Source organism: Streptomyces sp. TLI_55 (assembly GCF_900206255.1).
Classification (GTDB): Bacteria; Actinomycetota; Actinomycetes; order Streptomycetales; family Streptomycetaceae; genus Streptomyces; species Streptomyces aquilus.
This window is the reverse complement of the sequence record NZ_OAOJ01000001.1, coordinates 5,156,650-5,171,588: the sequence shown is the minus strand read 5'-3', so window position 1 is coordinate 5,171,588 and position 14,939 is coordinate 5,156,650. Positions and strand designations below refer to the sequence as shown.

The following is a 14,939-nucleotide window of genomic DNA, read 5'->3' as shown; positions in this document are numbered from 1 at the left end:
CAGGCAAGCCTGTGAGGGGCATTGCAAGAGATCGCGTCGCTCCTGCAGCGGCTTCGCCGACCGGACACTACGCGCGTCACGCCGAAGGCGATAATGCAGAGCGAGCTTCCCCGAAAAGGTGTAGGAGCTATGACAGGCATGTCAGACAGCACTATTCCCCCATTTAGTCGCATGCCTCGGAGTGTCAATATTTCCGGGATTATCCACAACCGATGAGCCAGCAGTGGTCAGCCACTGGCCTCTATCGATCGATTGCCGCACTTCCCGAAGGCAACGTCACACTAACCACTGAGGATCAGCGAGAACAGGCCATGAAGTCGTCCTGGCTTGATCCGAACCATGCCGCCTGACGCCGTCCTCGACCTCGACACCGGGATCGACCTGCGATTTCACCAACGGGATGCAGGCGCCCGCGAGTAACGCCTGAGCAATGGGATGACCGGTTCTTTCCCATGAAAGAGTAATGGAATCCTAAATTCCGCTCACGCTCGCGACGAAGACCTCCGGCATGGCGGAGGTGTCTGAGCTGCCTCGCGCGGAGGCGGGAGGGCAACACAAAAGGCCAGGTCAGAGTGAATCTGACCTGGCCTTGAAATGGAGCCGCCTTCGGGATTCGAACCCGAGACCTACGCATTACGAGTGCGTTGCTCTGGCCATCTGAGCTAAGGCGGCGCGCCGTCCGCACCATGGTGCGATCAGCAACGTCGGTAAGTCTACACAGTTTCGGAGGGTGCTCCGTACCAGCCCCCGGAGCACCCCGCGCACCCCGCGACCGGGGCTACGAGCAGCGCTTGCCCCGCGTCGGAGGCGTGCCGCGGAGCAGGTACGTGTCGATCGCGGAGTCGATGCAGGTGCTGCCGCGGCCGTAGGCGGTGTGGCCGTCGCCCTCGTAGGTGAGCAGGCGGGACGACGTGAGCTGGGCGGCCAGGGCGCGAGCCCAGCGGTACGGGGTCGCCGGGTCGCGGGTCGTACCGACGACGACCATCGGGGCGGCGCCGCGTGCGGCGATGCGGTGCGGCTCGCCCGTGGCCCGCACCGGCCAGTACGCGCAGTTCAGGGAGGCCCAGGCCAGGCCCTCGCCGAAGACCGGGGACGCCTTCTCGAACTCGGGGAGCGCCTCGCGCACCTCGTCCGGCGTCGAGAACGCCGGCGGCAGGTCGAGGCAGTTCACGGCTGCGTTGGCGAACATCAGGTTCGAGTAGCGGGCGTCGGCGTCGCGCTCGTAGTAGCTGTCCGACAGGAACAGCAGCCCGGCGCCGTCGTTCTCCTTCATCGCCGACGTCAGCGCCTCGCGCAGCTGCGCCCAGGCCCCCTCGTCGTACATCGCCGCGATCACGCCGGTCGTGGCGAGGGCCTCGCCGAGCTTGCGGCCGTCCGCGTCGCCGGTGGGGATCGGGTGCGCGTCGAGCTTGCGGAAGAAGGCCTTCAGCCTGGTCCCCACCTGGTCCGCCCGCTTCCCCAGCGGGCAGTCCGGCTGCTGCACACAGTCCCGCGCGAACGACTGGAACGCCGTCTCGAACCCCGCCGTCTGGTCCAGGTTCATCCGGCGGGCGGGCAGCGACGGGTCCATCGCGCCGTCCAGCACCAGCCGCCCGACCCGGTCCGGGAACAGGCCCGCGTACGTCGCCCCGAGGAACGTCCCGTACGACGCCCCGACGTACGTCAGCTTCGCGTCGCCCAGCACGGCCCGCAGGATGTCCATGTCCCGGGCCGCCTCGGCGGTGGACACATGGCGCAGCAGCTCGGGCGAGTGCGCCCCGCAGCCCTCCGCGAACTTCTGGTACGCGGCGACGAGTTCGTCGGTCTCCTCCGTGTCGTCGGGTGTCGTGTCGGTCTGGGTGTACGCGTCCATCTGCCGCCCGTCGAGGCACTTGACGGGCTCGCTGCGGGCGACGCCGCGCGGGTCGACCGCGACCATGTCGTACCGCGCGCGGACCGCGGCCGGGTAGCCGACCCCGGCGTACGCCTGGAGGTAGCCGACCGCCGAGCCGCCCGGCCCGCCCGGGTTCACCAGCAGAGAGCCGAGCGCCTTGCCGGAGCCGGTGGCCTTCTTGCGGGCGACGGCGAGGCGGACGTCGCCGCCGTCCGGCTTGTCGTAGTCGAGCGGCGCCCTCATCGTGGCGCACTGGAAGCCGGGGACACCGCAGCTGCGCCAGCTCAGCTTCTGCTCGTAGTACGACGTGAGCGCGGCCGGTGTGGCCTTCGGCAGCGCGGCCAGCGCCGCCTCCGCGGCCGAGCTGGGGGAGCCGGTCGCGCTCCCGGACGAACAGGCGGAGACGAGCAGCGCGGCGACGGCGAGCACGGCACCGCCGGTGCGGGTACGCCGGTGGCGGCGTGGACGAAGCGGCCGGGGGAGCGGGTCTGCGGAGCGGGGACTGCGCCTGATGTGCATCACGCGAGCGTAACTGTGCGCAGTGGCTTGAATGCTCTCCGTGCACGATCCGGCTCGTACGAGTTACCTGGTCAACCTCCTGTTGATCGTCGGGTGGGGATGCGTGCCCGGCCGGTCAGCCGGCGCGCAGCGCCATCGTCATCGCCTCCACCGCGAGCAGCGGCGCCACATTGCGGTCCAGGGCGTCGCGGCAGGCGGCGATCGCCTCGATGCGGCGGAGCGTGGCCTCCGGGGAGCTGCCGCGGGCGAGCCGCTCCAGAGCGTCCTCCGAATCCGCGTTGGCGATGGCCACGCGCGAGCCGAGCTGGAGGGCGAGGACGTCGCGGTAGAAGCCGGTGAGGTCGGTCAGCGCGACGTCGAGGCTGTCGCGCTGGGTCCGGGTTCTGCGGCGCTTCTGCTTGTCCTCCAGGTCCTTCATCACGCCCGCCGTGCCGCGCGGCAGCCGCCCGCCCTGGGCCGCGCCCAGCGCCGCCTTCAGCTCCTCGGTCTCCTTGCCGTCCATCTCCTCGGCGAGCAGCTTGGCGTCCTCGGCGGCGGCGTCGACGAGTTCCTGCGCGGCCTTGAGGCAGCCGCCGACGTCGTCCACACGCAGGGGGAGCTTCAGCACGGCGGCCCTGCGCTCCCGCGCGGCCGGGTCGGTGGCCAGTCGGCGGGCGCGGTCGACATGCCCCTGCGTGGCCCGGGCGACGGCCGCCGCCACGGCGGGCTCGATGCCCTCACGTCGTACGAGAAGGTCCGCGACGGCGTCCACGGAGGGCGTCCGCAGGTTGAGGTGCCGGCAGCGGGAGCGGATGGTGGGCAGGACGTCCTCGATGGAGGGGGCGCACAGGAGCCAGACCGTGCGGGGGGCGGGCTCCTCCACCGCCTTCAGCACGGCGTTGGCCGACTTCTCGTTCAGCCGCTCGGCGTCCTCGACGAGGATCACCTGCCAGCGGCCGGTCGCCGGGGACGTGAAGGACTTGCGGACGGTGTCCCGCATGTCGTCGGCGAGGATCTGGGTGCCGACGGCGGCCACGGTGGTGACGTCGGCATGCGTGCCGACCAGGGCCGTATGGCATCCGTCGCAGAACCCGCAGCCGGGGACCCCGCCGAGCGCCCGGTCCGGGCTCACGCACTGCAGCGCCGCGGCGAAGGCCCGCGCGGCCTGCGTACGCCCCGCGCCCGGCGGGCCGGTGAACAGCCACGCGTGCGTCATCTTCGACGTGGCGGGCGGCGGCGTGTCGGAAGCGGCGGCGGTGACGAACGCGTCGGCGTCCCGAGCGGCAGCGGTCAGCTGCTCACTCACCTTCTCCTGTCCGACGAGGTCGTCCCAGACGGTCATGCCTCACGCCGCCCTTTCGTCATGGTCGAGGTCGCGGATTCCCTATGGTCGAGGTCGCGGATTCCATTGTGCGGTGCGGCACTGACAACGCCTGCCTCCAACTGAGACAACGCCACCCCGCACTCGACCCCTCAGCCCCGACGCCCCCGGCCACGCCGCCCACGCCCGTCGCCGAACTCGTCGCCGTCCCGGTCCCGCGGGCCCAGCAACTCGTCCGCCAGCGACGGCAGATCGTCCAGCGGAGTCTCCTCGGCCCAGTCCGACCGGGCCCGCCGCCGAGGCGCCCCGGTCTCGTCGACCTGAGGCATCTCGCGCGTCCGGTCCTCGGCCCCGTCGGGCCGCGACTGCTCCTCCCGGAAGAACCCCGGCGGCACCCGGTCCGCGGGATCCTCCCCCGGCACAGGCGGCAACACGGCCGTCTCGTCAGCGGCCCCCGGCACGACGGGCGGCAGCACTGCGGTCTCGTCCGCCGCACCCGGCACGACCGGCGGCAGCACCGCGGTCTCGTCCGCCGCACCCGGCACGACCGGCGGCAGCACCGCGGTCTCATCAGCGGCCGAAGCCGGCGGAGGCTTGGGCAGCTCGGCGGTCACCTCGTTGTCAGCAACCCGCCCCGCAGCGCCACGCCCCTCACCGGCGTCCGCATCCGCATCCGCCCCCTCGGACACCTTCCGCAGGACCGCCGTCTCCTCCACCGGCCCGCCCGACGCGTTCGTCGGCGTCACCACCGGCGTGGGCACGGTCGCCGCGTCCGGGGCCACCGCGGGCGGCGTCGGCTTCTTCGGGCCCGCCTCGGCCGCCGCGGACGCCTGCTCGGCGAGTCGCCGCGCCTCCTCGGCCCGCAGCAACGCCTCCTCGGCCTTGCGCTGCTTCTCCAGGCGCCGCGCCTCGGCCTCGGCGTGCAGCCGCGCCTCCTCCTCGGCCTGCTTGCGCCGCCGCTCCTCCTCGGCCTTGCGGCGCGCCTCTTCCTCCGCGCGGGCCTTCTCCTCGGCGAGCAGCCGCTGCCGCTCCTCCTCGGCCCGCTTACGCGCTTCCTCGGCCCGCAGCCGGGCCTCCTCCGCCTGGCGTTCGGCCTCGCGCCGCTGCGCCTCCTCCAGCTCGCGCCGCTTGCGCTCCTCCTCCTCGGCGCGCAGCCGCTCCAGCTGCTCCTGGCGCTCCCGCTCCAGCCGCTCTTCCTCGGCCTTGCGCGCGGCCTCTTCCTCGGCCTTGCGGCGCGCTTCCTCCTCGGCCTTGCGCCGGGCCTCCTCCTGCTCGCGGATCTCCTGCTCGGAGAGCGGCAGCAGCTGGTCGAGCCGGTGGCGTACGACGGTGGTGACGGCCTCGGGCTCTTGGCCCGCGTCCACCACCAGGTACCGCCCGGGGTCGGCGGCGGCGAGCGTCAGGAACCCGGAGCGCACGCGCGCGTGGAACTCCGCCGGCTCCGACTCCAGCCGGTCGGGCGCCTCGGTGAACCGCTCCCGGGCGATCTCCGGCGAGACGTCGAGCAGGACGGTCAGGTGCGGGACCAGTCCGTGCGTGGCCCAGCGGTTGATGCGGGCGACCTCGGTCGGGGACAGGTCGCGGCCCGCGCCCTGGTAGGCCACCGAGGAGTCGATGTACCGGTCGGAGATGACGACCGCGCCGCGCTCCAGGGCGGGCCGGACGACGGTGTCGACGTGCTCCGCGCGGTCCGCCGCGTACAGCAGCGCCTCCGCGCGGTGCGAGAGTCCGGCCGAGGACACGTCGAGCAGGATCGACCGCAGCCGCTTGCCGACCGGGGTCGCGCCCGGCTCGCGCGTGACCACGACCTCGTGTCCCTTGGCCCTGATCCACTCGGCGAGCGCCTCGGCCTGGGTGGACTTCCCGGCGCCGTCGCCGCCCTCCAGGGCGATGAAGAAGCCGGTCGCCATGGGCGCCGTCACCGGGTCGTCGCCGCCGAGCAGCGCGTCCCGCAGGTCGTGCCGCAGCGGCACTCCGGAGCGGTCGTCGACCTTGGCGAGCACCAGCGCGGCCACCGGCAGCAGCAGCGCGCCGACCAGCATCAGCGTGAACGCCGCCCCGCCGTGCGCGAAGACGAACTTGCCACTCTCCAGCCGGTGCGGCCCGATCAGCGCGGCGACCAGCGGGGCGATGACGGCGCCGAGCGCCACGAACACCCGTACGACCGCGTGCAGATGCTCGGTCGTGCGGGGGCGGCGGTGGTCCTCGGTCTCCTGGTCGAGCAGCGCGTGCCCGGTGTTGGCGGCCACGCCCGCGCCGATGCCGGCCAGCGCGACGATCAGGAGGACGGTGGTGACGTCCGGGACCAGGCCCGCGGCCAGCAGGGCGACGCCGGTGAAGGCGATCGCCAGCGCGAGCAGCCGGCGACGCGACAGCGAGACCAGCACCTTGGGCGCCGTACGGATGCCGACGACGACCCCGCCGGTCAGCGCGAGCACCAGCAGGCCGTACGTCACCGGCCCGCCGCCCAGGTCCTTGGCGTGCAGCACGGACACGGCGACGGCCGCGGAGACCGCGCCCGCGACGGCGGCGGAGGCGAGGACCAGCAGCGGCAGCACGCCGGTGCGGCCCTTGTCGACGCCGGCGCCCGTCTTGGGGCGGCGCAGGCCCTCCAGCGGCGAACGCGCGCGCGGGGTGCGCGTGTCGGGCAGCTCCAGGAAGGTCAGCACGGACAGCGACGCGGCGAACAGACCCGCCGCGACATACGAGGCGAGGGCGGCCTGGTGCTGGTCGAACCAGTCGATCCCGGCGCCCAGAAGGTTGTTGACGAGCGCGGCGGTGACGAGCGCGGCGGCGGCCAGCGGGATCGCCACGAAGCCCGTACGCAGCGACAGCCGGCGCAGCGCGTCCAGGTGGTCCGGCAGCGGTCGTACCGTCGCGCCCTCCGGCGGCGGGGCCGGGAGCAGGGCGGGCGCCGCGCTCTCGCGGCACACCGACCAGAAGCGCTCGGCGACTCCGGTGACGAAGGCCGTCACCAGGAGCATCGCCAGCGCGTTCTCCGGCGTCCAGTCGATCCACAGGGGCGCGACGATCAGCAGCGCCGCCCGCACCCCGTCCGCGCCGACCATGGTCCAGCGGCGGTCGAGCGGCCCCTCCTGCGCGGTGAGGGACGTCAACGGGCCGAGGAGCACCGCGCCGAACAGCAGCGTGGCCAGGATGCGCACCCCGAAGACGGTCGCCACTGCGAACGCGACCCCTCGGTACCCACCCCCGAAGGAGCCCTCGGCGATCGCCGCCTGGAGGGCGAGGAGGACCACGACCAGAAGGGCGAGGGTGTCGCCGACACCGCCCACCAGCTGGGCGCTCCACAGCCTCTTCAGCTGTGGTTGGCGCAGCAGGGCGCGGACGGCGCGCTCGCGGGAGTCCGCGGCAAGGGCGTCGTCGGGGGCCGGGTGGTGGGCCGTTGGCTGCTCGGCTCGCGTCATGCTTTCAGCCTATCGGGCAGCACCGACAGACCGCGGCGCCCGTCCGAACGTGCGCACGCCCCGACACCAAAGTGATGCCGGGGCGTTCGTTTCGCGAAGCCTCAGTGGGGCAACAGGGCCGAAAACAGCCCCTGGTGCCGCCGGTCTCAGTCCTCCGACGCCGTCTTCGAGGCCGCCGCCTTCTTCGCGGTGGTCTTCTTCGCGGCCGTCGTCGTCTTCTTCGCGGCGGTCTTCTTGGCGGCCGTCTTCTTGGCCGGGGTGGCCTTCTTCGCGGCGGCCTTCTTGGCGGGAGCCTTCTTCGCCGTCTTCTTGGCGGGGGCCTTCGCCCGCTTCTCGGCGAGGAGTTCGTAGCCGCGCTCGGGGGTGATGTCCTCGACGCTGTCGCCGGAGCGCAGGGTCGCGTTGGTCTCCCCGTCGGTGACGTACGGGCCGAAGCGGCCGTCCTTGACCACGACCGGCTTCTCGCTGACCGGGTCGGTGCCCAGCTCCTTCAGCGGCGGCTTGGCGGCGGCCCGGCCGCGCTGCTTGGGCTGGGCGTAGATCGCGAGCGCCTCTTCGAGGGTAATCGTGAAGAGCTGCTCCTCGGAGGTGAGCGAGCGCGAGTCCGTGCCCTTCTTCAGGTACGGCCCGTAGCGCCCGTTCTGCGCGGTGATCTCCTGGCCCTCGGCGTCGACGCCGACCACGCGCGGCAGCGACATCAGCTTGAGGGCGTCGTCCAGCGTCACCGTGTCCAGGGACATCGACTTGAACAGCGAGGCCGTCCGCGGCTTCACGGCGTTCTTGCCGGTCTTCGGGGTGCCCTCGGGGAGCACCTCGGTGACGTACGGGCCGTAGCGGCCGGCGCGGGCGATGATCTGGTTGCCGCTGACCGGGTCGGCGCCGAGCTCGAAGTCGCCGCTCGGCTTGGCGAGCAGCTCCTCGGCGTACTCGACGGACAGCTCGTCCGGGGCGAGGTCCTCCGGCACGTCCGCGCGCTGGTGGCCCTCGGAGTCCTTCTCGCCGCGCTCGATGTACGGGCCGTAGCGGCCGACGCGGAGCACGATGCCGTTGCCCACCGGGAACGAGGAGACCTCGCGCGCGTCGATCGCGCCCAGGTCGGTCACCAGTTCCTTGAGGCCGCCGAGGTGGTCCCCGTCGCCGTTGCCGGCCTCGGCCGCGCCGCCGCTCTCCGGGGAGCCCTCGCCGAAGTAGAACCGCTTCAGCCACGGCACGGACTGGGCCTCACCGCGGGCGATGCGGTCGAGGTCGTCCTCCATCTTGGCGGTGAAGTCGTAGTCGACGAGCCGCCCGAAGTGCTTCTCCAGGAGGTTGACCACGGCGAAGGACAGGAAGGACGGGACGAGTGCCGTGCCCTTCTTGAAGACATAGCCGCGGTCGAGGATGGTGCCGATGATCGACGCGTACGTCGACGGGCGGCCGATCTCGCGCTCTTCGAGCTCCTTGACCAGGCTGGCCTCGGTGTAGCGGGCCGGGGGCTTGGTGGCGTGCCCGTCGACCGTGATCTCCTCGGCGGAGAGCCGGTCGCCCTCGCTGACCTGCGGCAGCCGGCGCTCGCGGTCGTCCAGCTCGGCGTTCGGGTCGTCGGCACCCTCGACGTAGGCCTTCAGGAAGCCGTGGAAGGTGATCGTCTTGCCGGAGGCGCTGAACTCGACGTCCCGGCCGTCGGCGGCGGTGCCACCGATCTTGACCGTGACGGAGTTGCCGGTCGCGTCCTTCATCTGGGAGGCGACGGTCCGCTTCCAGATCAGCTCGTAGAGCTTGAACTGGTCGCCGGTCAGGCCGGTCTCGGCGGGCGTGCGGAAACGATCACCCGAGGGCCGGATCGCCTCGTGCGCCTCCTGCGCGTTCTTGACCTTCCCGGCGTACGTCCGCGGCGCGGACGGCAGGTAGTCGGCGCCGTACAGCTGCGTGACCTGCGCGCGGGCCGCGGCGACAGCGGTGTCGCTGAGCGTCGTGGAGTCCGTACGCATGTAGGTGATGTAGCCGTTCTCGTACAGCTTCTGAGCGACCTGCATGGTCGCCTTCGCGCCGAAGCCGAGCTTGCGGCTGGCCTCCTGCTGGAGGGTCGTCGTACGGAACGGGGCGTACGGCGAGCGGCGGTACGGCTTGGACTCGACGGACCGGACGGCGAAGTCGGTGTTCTCCAGCGCGGCGGCCAGAGCGCGGGCGTTCGCCTCGTCGAGGTGGAGGGTGTTGGCGCCCTTGATCTGGCCCAGCGAGTCGAAGTCACGGCCCTGCGCGACCCGCTTGCCGTCGACCGTCTGGAGCCGGGCGACCAGCGTCGACGGGTCGCTCGGGTCACCGGCGCGGCCGGTGCCGAAGGTGCCGGTCAGGTCCCAGTACTCGGCGGAGCGGAAGGCGATGCGCTCGCGCTCCCGCTCGACGACGAGCCGCGTGGCGACCGACTGGACACGGCCCGCCGAAAGGCGCGGCATGACCTTCTTCCACAGGACCGGCGAGACCTCGTAGCCGTAGAGACGGTCGAGGATGCGGCGGGTCTCCTGGGCGTCGACCATGCGCTGGTTGAGATCGCGCGGGTTGGCGACGGCGGCCCGGATCGCGTCCTTGGTGATCTCGTGGAACACCATGCGCTTGACCGGGACCTTGGGCTTCAGCACCTCCAGGAGGTGCCACGCGATGGCCTCGCCCTCGCGGTCCTCATCGGTGGCGAGGAAGAGCTCGTCGGAGTCCTTCAGCAGGTCCTTGAGCTTCTTGACCTGGGCCCTCTTGTCGGCGTTGACGACATAGATCGGCTCGAAGTCGTGCTCCACGTCCACGCCGAGGCGGCGCACCTCACCGGTGTACTTCTCCGGCACCTCCGCGGCGCCGTTGGGGAGGTCGCGGATGTGCCCGACGCTCGCCTCGACGACGTATCCAGGGCCGAGGTAGCCCTTGATCGTCTTCGCCTTGGCTGGCGACTCGACGATGACGAGTCGGCGGCCGCCGTGTGCGGTCTCGCTGGTCGGGGACAACTTCGCTCTTCTCTCCGGTCGACGCTGGGGCCTCCCCAGGCGGTCCCCGGGGTCGGGTCATGGTGACGCTGCGGAGTGTGACGGTACATCCCGCCCCCGTGTCAAACGGGAAAAGCCCGCAACGGCCACTCGAACGGTAACCCGACTACCGCCATTCCTGCCGCCCGGAGTACCCACCGGTCATTTCGAGCCTTAGTGGAGGACCCCCCTCCCCATTACCGGGACCTCGGCCTTTCCATGGTCGTCACAGCTGGGTGAAGCACCATGCGCCGGCGACGAGCGCGATCACCGCGGCCGAGCTCGCGATCATCACCGATGCGACCGGGCTCACACCGTGCGCCACCGGTTCCCGGTGCCGTACGCGGACCGCGGTCCACGCCAGCAGCCCGGCTCCGAACAGCGCGAACACCGATCCAGCGAAGATCGCCGGTCCGCTCTCCATGCCTCCCCCTGTCCCTTTTCTCCCGACCGCACGTGCCCTCGGGCAGGGAGGTTGACACGCGCGGGCGGCGGCCAGGCGAACCCAAGGTGAACGCGGGACCGACCCGGTTGTGGACTCCCCGGGGCGCCGGCCCCGGCCGGGCTCAGACCGAACCGGGCGCGGGTATCTTTCCGGTCGTCTTCTCGCCGTCGGCCCGGCTCACCGTGCACACGGCCTTCTTGAACCCCTTGTTCCAGTCCTCGTCGTCGGCCACCCAGCCGTAGACGGTGCGCTCGGATCCCGGCGCCCAGGTCGACTCGAATTTGTTGCGGCACAGCTTGGTCGCGTTGTCGCTGCCTTTCTCGTAGGTCATTTCCTCGGGTGCCTGAACCACGCCTATGACCTGGTCGGTGTGGGGTTTCAGGCAGTCGGTGAGCGGGGCGTTGTAGCCGTCGTCCTGCTCCTCGTAGATCCAGCAGTCGCCGATGCTCATCTGACCGACCCACAGCCGCGTGCCCTCGTCCCGAAGGCGGCCGACCTCACCGCCGATCGCCGCATGGCGGCCGAGTACGAGACATGCCGTACCGCTGTTGGCCGCGGTGAAGCCCGCCTTCGTCGGTACGACGGCGTAGAGCGCCGCGTCGGGAAGGGCGTCGACGACCGCGCGCGTCTGGTTCTCGCAGCGCTGAGCACCCTCCGCGCGTGCGTCGGCGTAGTCGGTGGCCGTGTCGACGGCGACGACTTGTCCGTCCGGCCAGTCCTCGGCGCAGTCCACCACACCGAGGTTCGGTTCCGACTTGAACGGCGTCCCCGTCCAGACCGCCTGCACGCAGTCACCTGTCTCCAACGGCTCGCTGAGGCCGACGACTTCGCCGTACGGCAGCACGGGCCCGGTCGGCGGCGGTGAGCTCTTCGGGACGCTGGAGGTGGGCGGCTTGTTCGCCGTGGTCTTCGTGCCTCCGCCGCCGCTGTCCTTGGTCAGCGAGACGGCCAGCCAGGTGCCACCGGCGACGACGAGGACGGCGGCCACGACGAGCGCGATGAGCGCGAGCCGCTTCTTGCCTCCGGAGGGCGGCGGTCCGCCTCCGGGCACCCCCGGCCCACCCGTGCCCCATCCGGCCCCGGAAGTGCCGCCCAGGTAGGGCTGGGTGGGGCTGGCGGCGACAGCGGGGTTGCCGGCGTAGGGCGGAGTCGGGCCGCCGGCGTAGGGCGGAGTCGGGCTGCTCCCGTACGGCGACGGGGCGCCGCCGCCCGCATAGGGGCCGTAGGGCGCGGGGCCGCCGCTCGCATAGGGCCCTTGCGCATAGGGGTTGCCGGGTTCGGGCGAGGGTGAGGACGGCTGCGGTGAGGACGGCTGCTGAGGAGCGGCGGCCTGCCGCCACGGGTCGTACGCGCCCCCGGCCGCCGCACCCGGCGTGGCCGCCCCACCACCGCCGGCCGCGGCTCCCGGGGTGTGCGGCGTCTGCGGGGCACCGGGCGTGAAGGGCCCACCCGACGACGGCGGAGCCCCGGACGACGGTGGGGTGCCCGGCGTGAAGCCCCCACCCGGCGCGCCCGGCGTCTGTGGCGTCCCGGGTGTCTGCGGAGTACCCGGAGTCCGCGGAATCCCTGGAGTCTGCGCGGCACCCGGCGTCCCAGGTCCCGCACCGAACGCCCCTTCAGCCGCGCCGAACCCACCGGCCGGCGGCCCGAACCCCGGCGTCGCACCGAACCCCGCCGCCACCCCGGCGCCGACGCCCGCACCCGCCTCTCCCCCCGCCGTGGGCCACCCCGGCGAAGCCCCCCGCACCACCCGCTCCAGCCCCCGCGCCACCGCCTCCGGCGACGACCTGCGCACCGGGTCCTTCACCAGCAAGCCCTGGAGCACGGGCGCCAGTTCACCGGCCCGCACCGGTGCCGTCGGTTCCTCGCCGAGCAGGGCCGTCAGGGTCGCGTACTCGCCATGCCGGTCGAAGGGGCCATGGCCCTCCACCGCCCAGTACAGGGTCGCCCCCAGCGAGAACAGATCCGCGGCCGGTGTCGGCGGCTCCCCACGCGCGCGCTCCGGCGCGAGATAGCCGGGCGTGCCGAGGATGCCCGCCGTGGCGGTGAGCCGGGGTTCCCGGGACTCGGGTTGGAGGGCGATGCCGTAGTCGGTGAGCAGCACGCGCGCGTACGGGTCGCCCGAAGCATCCGATCCCAGCAGGATGTTGGCCGGTTTCACATCCCTGTGGAGGATGCCGATCCGGTGCCCCGCGGTCAGCGCGTCGAGCACCGCGAGCCCGACGCGGGCCGCCTGGACGGGCGGCAGCGGCCCCGAACTCCGCACCACCGCCTGGAGGTCGACCGCGTCCGGCACGTACTCCATGACGATCCACGGCAGTCCCTCGTGCACCACCACGTCGTGCACCGTCGCCACATGGCGATGCCCGCGCAGCCGCGCCGCGTGCCGTGCCTCGCTGCGGGCCCGCGCGATGCGCTGCGCGGGCTCGCTCGCGTCCATCGGCACGTCCGGCAGCGCGATCTCCTTCAGTGCGACCTCGCACGCCAACTCGTCGTCGTACGCCAGCCAGACCCGGCCCATGCCGCCCGCGCCGAGCGTCCGCAGCAGCCGGTAGCGGCCACCCACGACCCTGCCTTCACCGTGATCCGGCGTCTCCCCCGACATCGCGCCTCCCCCCGAGGCCCGAGCGGGTACGCCTCCCCCGAGGACGCGTCGGGCCTGCCCCTCGAAGGTAGCCTCGCACGCCCCACTGACAGGAGACCTTTTCGTCACCAATCAGGCCAGACCGGACGCACCCGTCTCAGGGGTACACCCACACCTCAGCCGCCCCGGCCCCAGTCGCCTCGACCTCAGCCGCCCCGGCCTGCGTCGGATCAGGCCGGCTCCAGGAACCCCTGCTCCACCAGCACCCGGATCTGCGCCGGGGTCCGGTCCCGCAGCGACACCGGGTCCTCGCCGACCAGTTGCGCGATCGCGTCCAGGATCCGCCCCGCGCTCAGCGAGCCGTCGCACACGCCGGCGAAGCCCGCGCCGACCGTGTCCACCTTGGTGGCGCGGCGCATGCCGCGGTTCTGGCGCAGCACCACATGCTCCGGGTCCTCGGCGCCGGGCAGCCCGACCTGCTCCTGCACGATCTCCGGCGCCAGCTTGAAGTGCCCTTCCAGCAGTGCCGCGTCGTCGTGCGCCCGCAGATAGTCGAGCCGCTCGAAGTGCGCCGCGACGGTGTCCCCGAGCGGCTGCTCGACGGGGTGCGGCCACTCCTCCGCGACGACCGAGGGCACGGCGGCCGCCGTCCTCCGCAGGGTGATCCAGCCGAACCCGACCGCCTTCACCTTGCGCGCCTCGAACTCGTCCAGCCAGGCGTCGTACAGCGCCTGGTACTCGGCCGGGTCCCCACGGTGGTCACCGGCGTCCCTGAGCCACAGCTCGGCGTACTGCGTGACGTCCTGCACCTCGCGCTGGACGATCCACGCGTCGCACCCGCGCGGCACCCACGACCTGAGCCTGTCCTGCCAGTCCTCCCCTTCCACGTGCTGCCAGTTGGCGAGGAACTGCGCGAACCCGCCCTCGTTCAGGCGTTCCCCCGCCTGCTGAACGAGCGACCGGCACAGATCGTCCCCGCCCATCCCGCCGTCCCGGTACGTCAGCCGGGCGCCCGGCGAGATCACGAAGGGCGGGTTGGAGACGATCAGGTCGTACGTCTCGTCGTCGCGCACCGGCTCGAAGAGCGAGCCCTCCCGCAGGTCCGCCGCCGGGGCGCCGGACAGGGCCAGGGTCAGCGCGGTGATGTGCAGCGCACGCGGGTTGAGGTCGGTCGCCGTCACGCGCGTGGCGTGCCGCGCGGCGTGCAGCGCCTGGATGCCGGACCCGGTGCCGAGGTCGAGCGCGGCGCCGACGGGCTTGCGGACGGTGATCCCGGCGAGCGTCGTGGAGGCGCCGCCGACGCCGAGGACGACACCCTCCTCGCGGCTGCCGATGCCACCGGCGCCCCCGACGGCGCACCCCAGGTCGGACACGATGAACCAGTCCTCGCCGTCGGGCCCGCCGTACGGCCGTACGTCCACCGTCGCGGCCACTTCGTCGGCGCCGGCCCGCACCAGCCACCCGGCCTCCAGACACGCCTCCAGGGGCAGTACGTCCGCCACGCGCGCGTGGCGCACGGGTTGCTGCAGCAGGAAGAGCCGTACGAGCACCTCCAGCGCGCTGTCCCCGCGGGTGGCCCGCAGCGCGGGCACGGTCTCGCTGCGGGCCAGCGCCGCGTACGCGGGGGCGCCGAGCAGTTCGAGCAGGCCGTCGGCGGTGAAGGAGGCGCTCAGGAGGGCGTCGCGCAGGGCGGCGGCGACGTCGGGGCGGTCGGCGGAGGGCAGGGGGGCAAGGCTGGAGTCACTCACGCCCCCATTGTGGACGCAAACCGGCGCCGCAGGCGGTGCCTGCGGCGCCGGGGGC

At 72.6% G+C, this 14,939-nt stretch carries 8 protein-coding genes and 1 tRNA gene; 1 reads left to right on the top strand and 8 read right to left on the bottom strand.

Annotated elements, in window-relative coordinates:
* Positions 1 to 212 precede the first annotated feature (212 nt).
* Positions 213 to 350, top strand: coding sequence for a hypothetical protein (locus CRP56_RS47685; RefSeq protein ID WP_179851105.1), 138 nt, complete (start codon positions 213 to 215; stop codon positions 348 to 350).
* Between the two features lie 245 nt (positions 351 to 595).
* Here the strand turns inward: CRP56_RS47685 and CRP56_RS23720 are convergent.
* From CRP56_RS23720 to CRP56_RS23685, 8 genes are all read right to left on the bottom strand, one after another.
* Positions 596 to 672, bottom strand: a tRNA-Thr gene (locus tag CRP56_RS23720).
* Positions 673 to 778: 106 nt separating this feature from the next.
* Complete coding sequence (locus CRP56_RS23715) at positions 779 to 2,392, bottom strand: alpha/beta hydrolase (protein WP_097274393.1); 1,614 nt, start codon at positions 2,390 to 2,392, stop codon at positions 779 to 781.
* 115 nt (positions 2,393 to 2,507) lie between these two features.
* Positions 2,508 to 3,713, bottom strand: coding sequence for a DNA polymerase III subunit delta' (locus CRP56_RS23710; protein WP_097267121.1), 1,206 nt, complete (start codon positions 3,711 to 3,713; stop codon positions 2,508 to 2,510).
* Positions 3,714 to 3,844: 131 nt separating this feature from the next.
* Positions 3,845 to 7,117 (bottom strand): dTMP kinase, encoded by a 3,273-nt coding sequence (tmk, locus tag CRP56_RS23705; protein WP_097267119.1) that lies wholly within the window; start codon positions 7,115 to 7,117, stop codon positions 3,845 to 3,847.
* A 146-nt stretch (positions 7,118 to 7,263) separates the two neighbouring features.
* Positions 7,264 to 10,089 carry a type I DNA topoisomerase gene (topA, locus tag CRP56_RS23700; protein WP_097267118.1) on the bottom strand — a complete coding sequence of 942 codons (2,826 nt, stop codon included), beginning with the start codon at positions 10,087 to 10,089 and terminating at the stop codon, positions 7,264 to 7,266.
* A 244-nt stretch (positions 10,090 to 10,333) separates the two neighbouring features.
* Positions 10,334 to 10,531, bottom strand: coding sequence for a hypothetical protein (locus CRP56_RS23695; RefSeq protein WP_097267116.1), 198 nt, complete (start codon positions 10,529 to 10,531; stop codon positions 10,334 to 10,336).
* Positions 10,532 to 10,673: 142 nt separating this feature from the next.
* Positions 10,674 to 13,157, bottom strand: a complete 2,484-nt coding sequence (locus tag CRP56_RS23690) for a serine/threonine-protein kinase (protein ID WP_097267114.1) — start codon at positions 13,155 to 13,157, stop codon at positions 10,674 to 10,676.
* Between the two features lie 209 nt (positions 13,158 to 13,366).
* Positions 13,367 to 14,884 (bottom strand): DUF7059 domain-containing protein, encoded by a 1,518-nt coding sequence (locus CRP56_RS23685; protein ID WP_097267112.1) that lies wholly within the window; start codon positions 14,882 to 14,884, stop codon positions 13,367 to 13,369.
* Positions 14,885 to 14,939 lie beyond the last annotated feature (55 nt).

What these genes read in the sequence shown, in the direction of transcription:
- CRP56_RS47685 (WP_179851105.1), top strand. Translation starts at nt 213, where the DNA reads ATGAGCCAGCAGTGGTCAGCCACTGGCCTCTATCGATCGATTGCCGCA.
- CRP56_RS23715 (WP_097274393.1), bottom strand. Translation starts at nt 2,392, where the DNA reads ATGCACATCAGGCGCAGTCCCCGCTCCGCAGACCCGCTCCCCCGGCCG.
- CRP56_RS23710 (WP_097267121.1), bottom strand. Translation starts at nt 3,713, where the DNA reads ATGACCGTCTGGGACGACCTCGTCGGACAGGAGAAGGTGAGTGAGCAG.
- tmk (WP_097267119.1), bottom strand. Translation starts at nt 7,117, where the DNA reads ATGACGCGAGCCGAGCAGCCAACGGCCCACCACCCGGCCCCCGACGAC.
- CRP56_RS23695 (WP_097267116.1), bottom strand. Translation starts at nt 10,531, where the DNA reads ATGGAGAGCGGACCGGCGATCTTCGCTGGATCGGTGTTCGCGCTGTTC.
- CRP56_RS23690 (WP_097267114.1), bottom strand. Translation starts at nt 13,157, where the DNA reads ATGTCGGGGGAGACGCCGGATCACGGTGAAGGCAGGGTCGTGGGTGGC.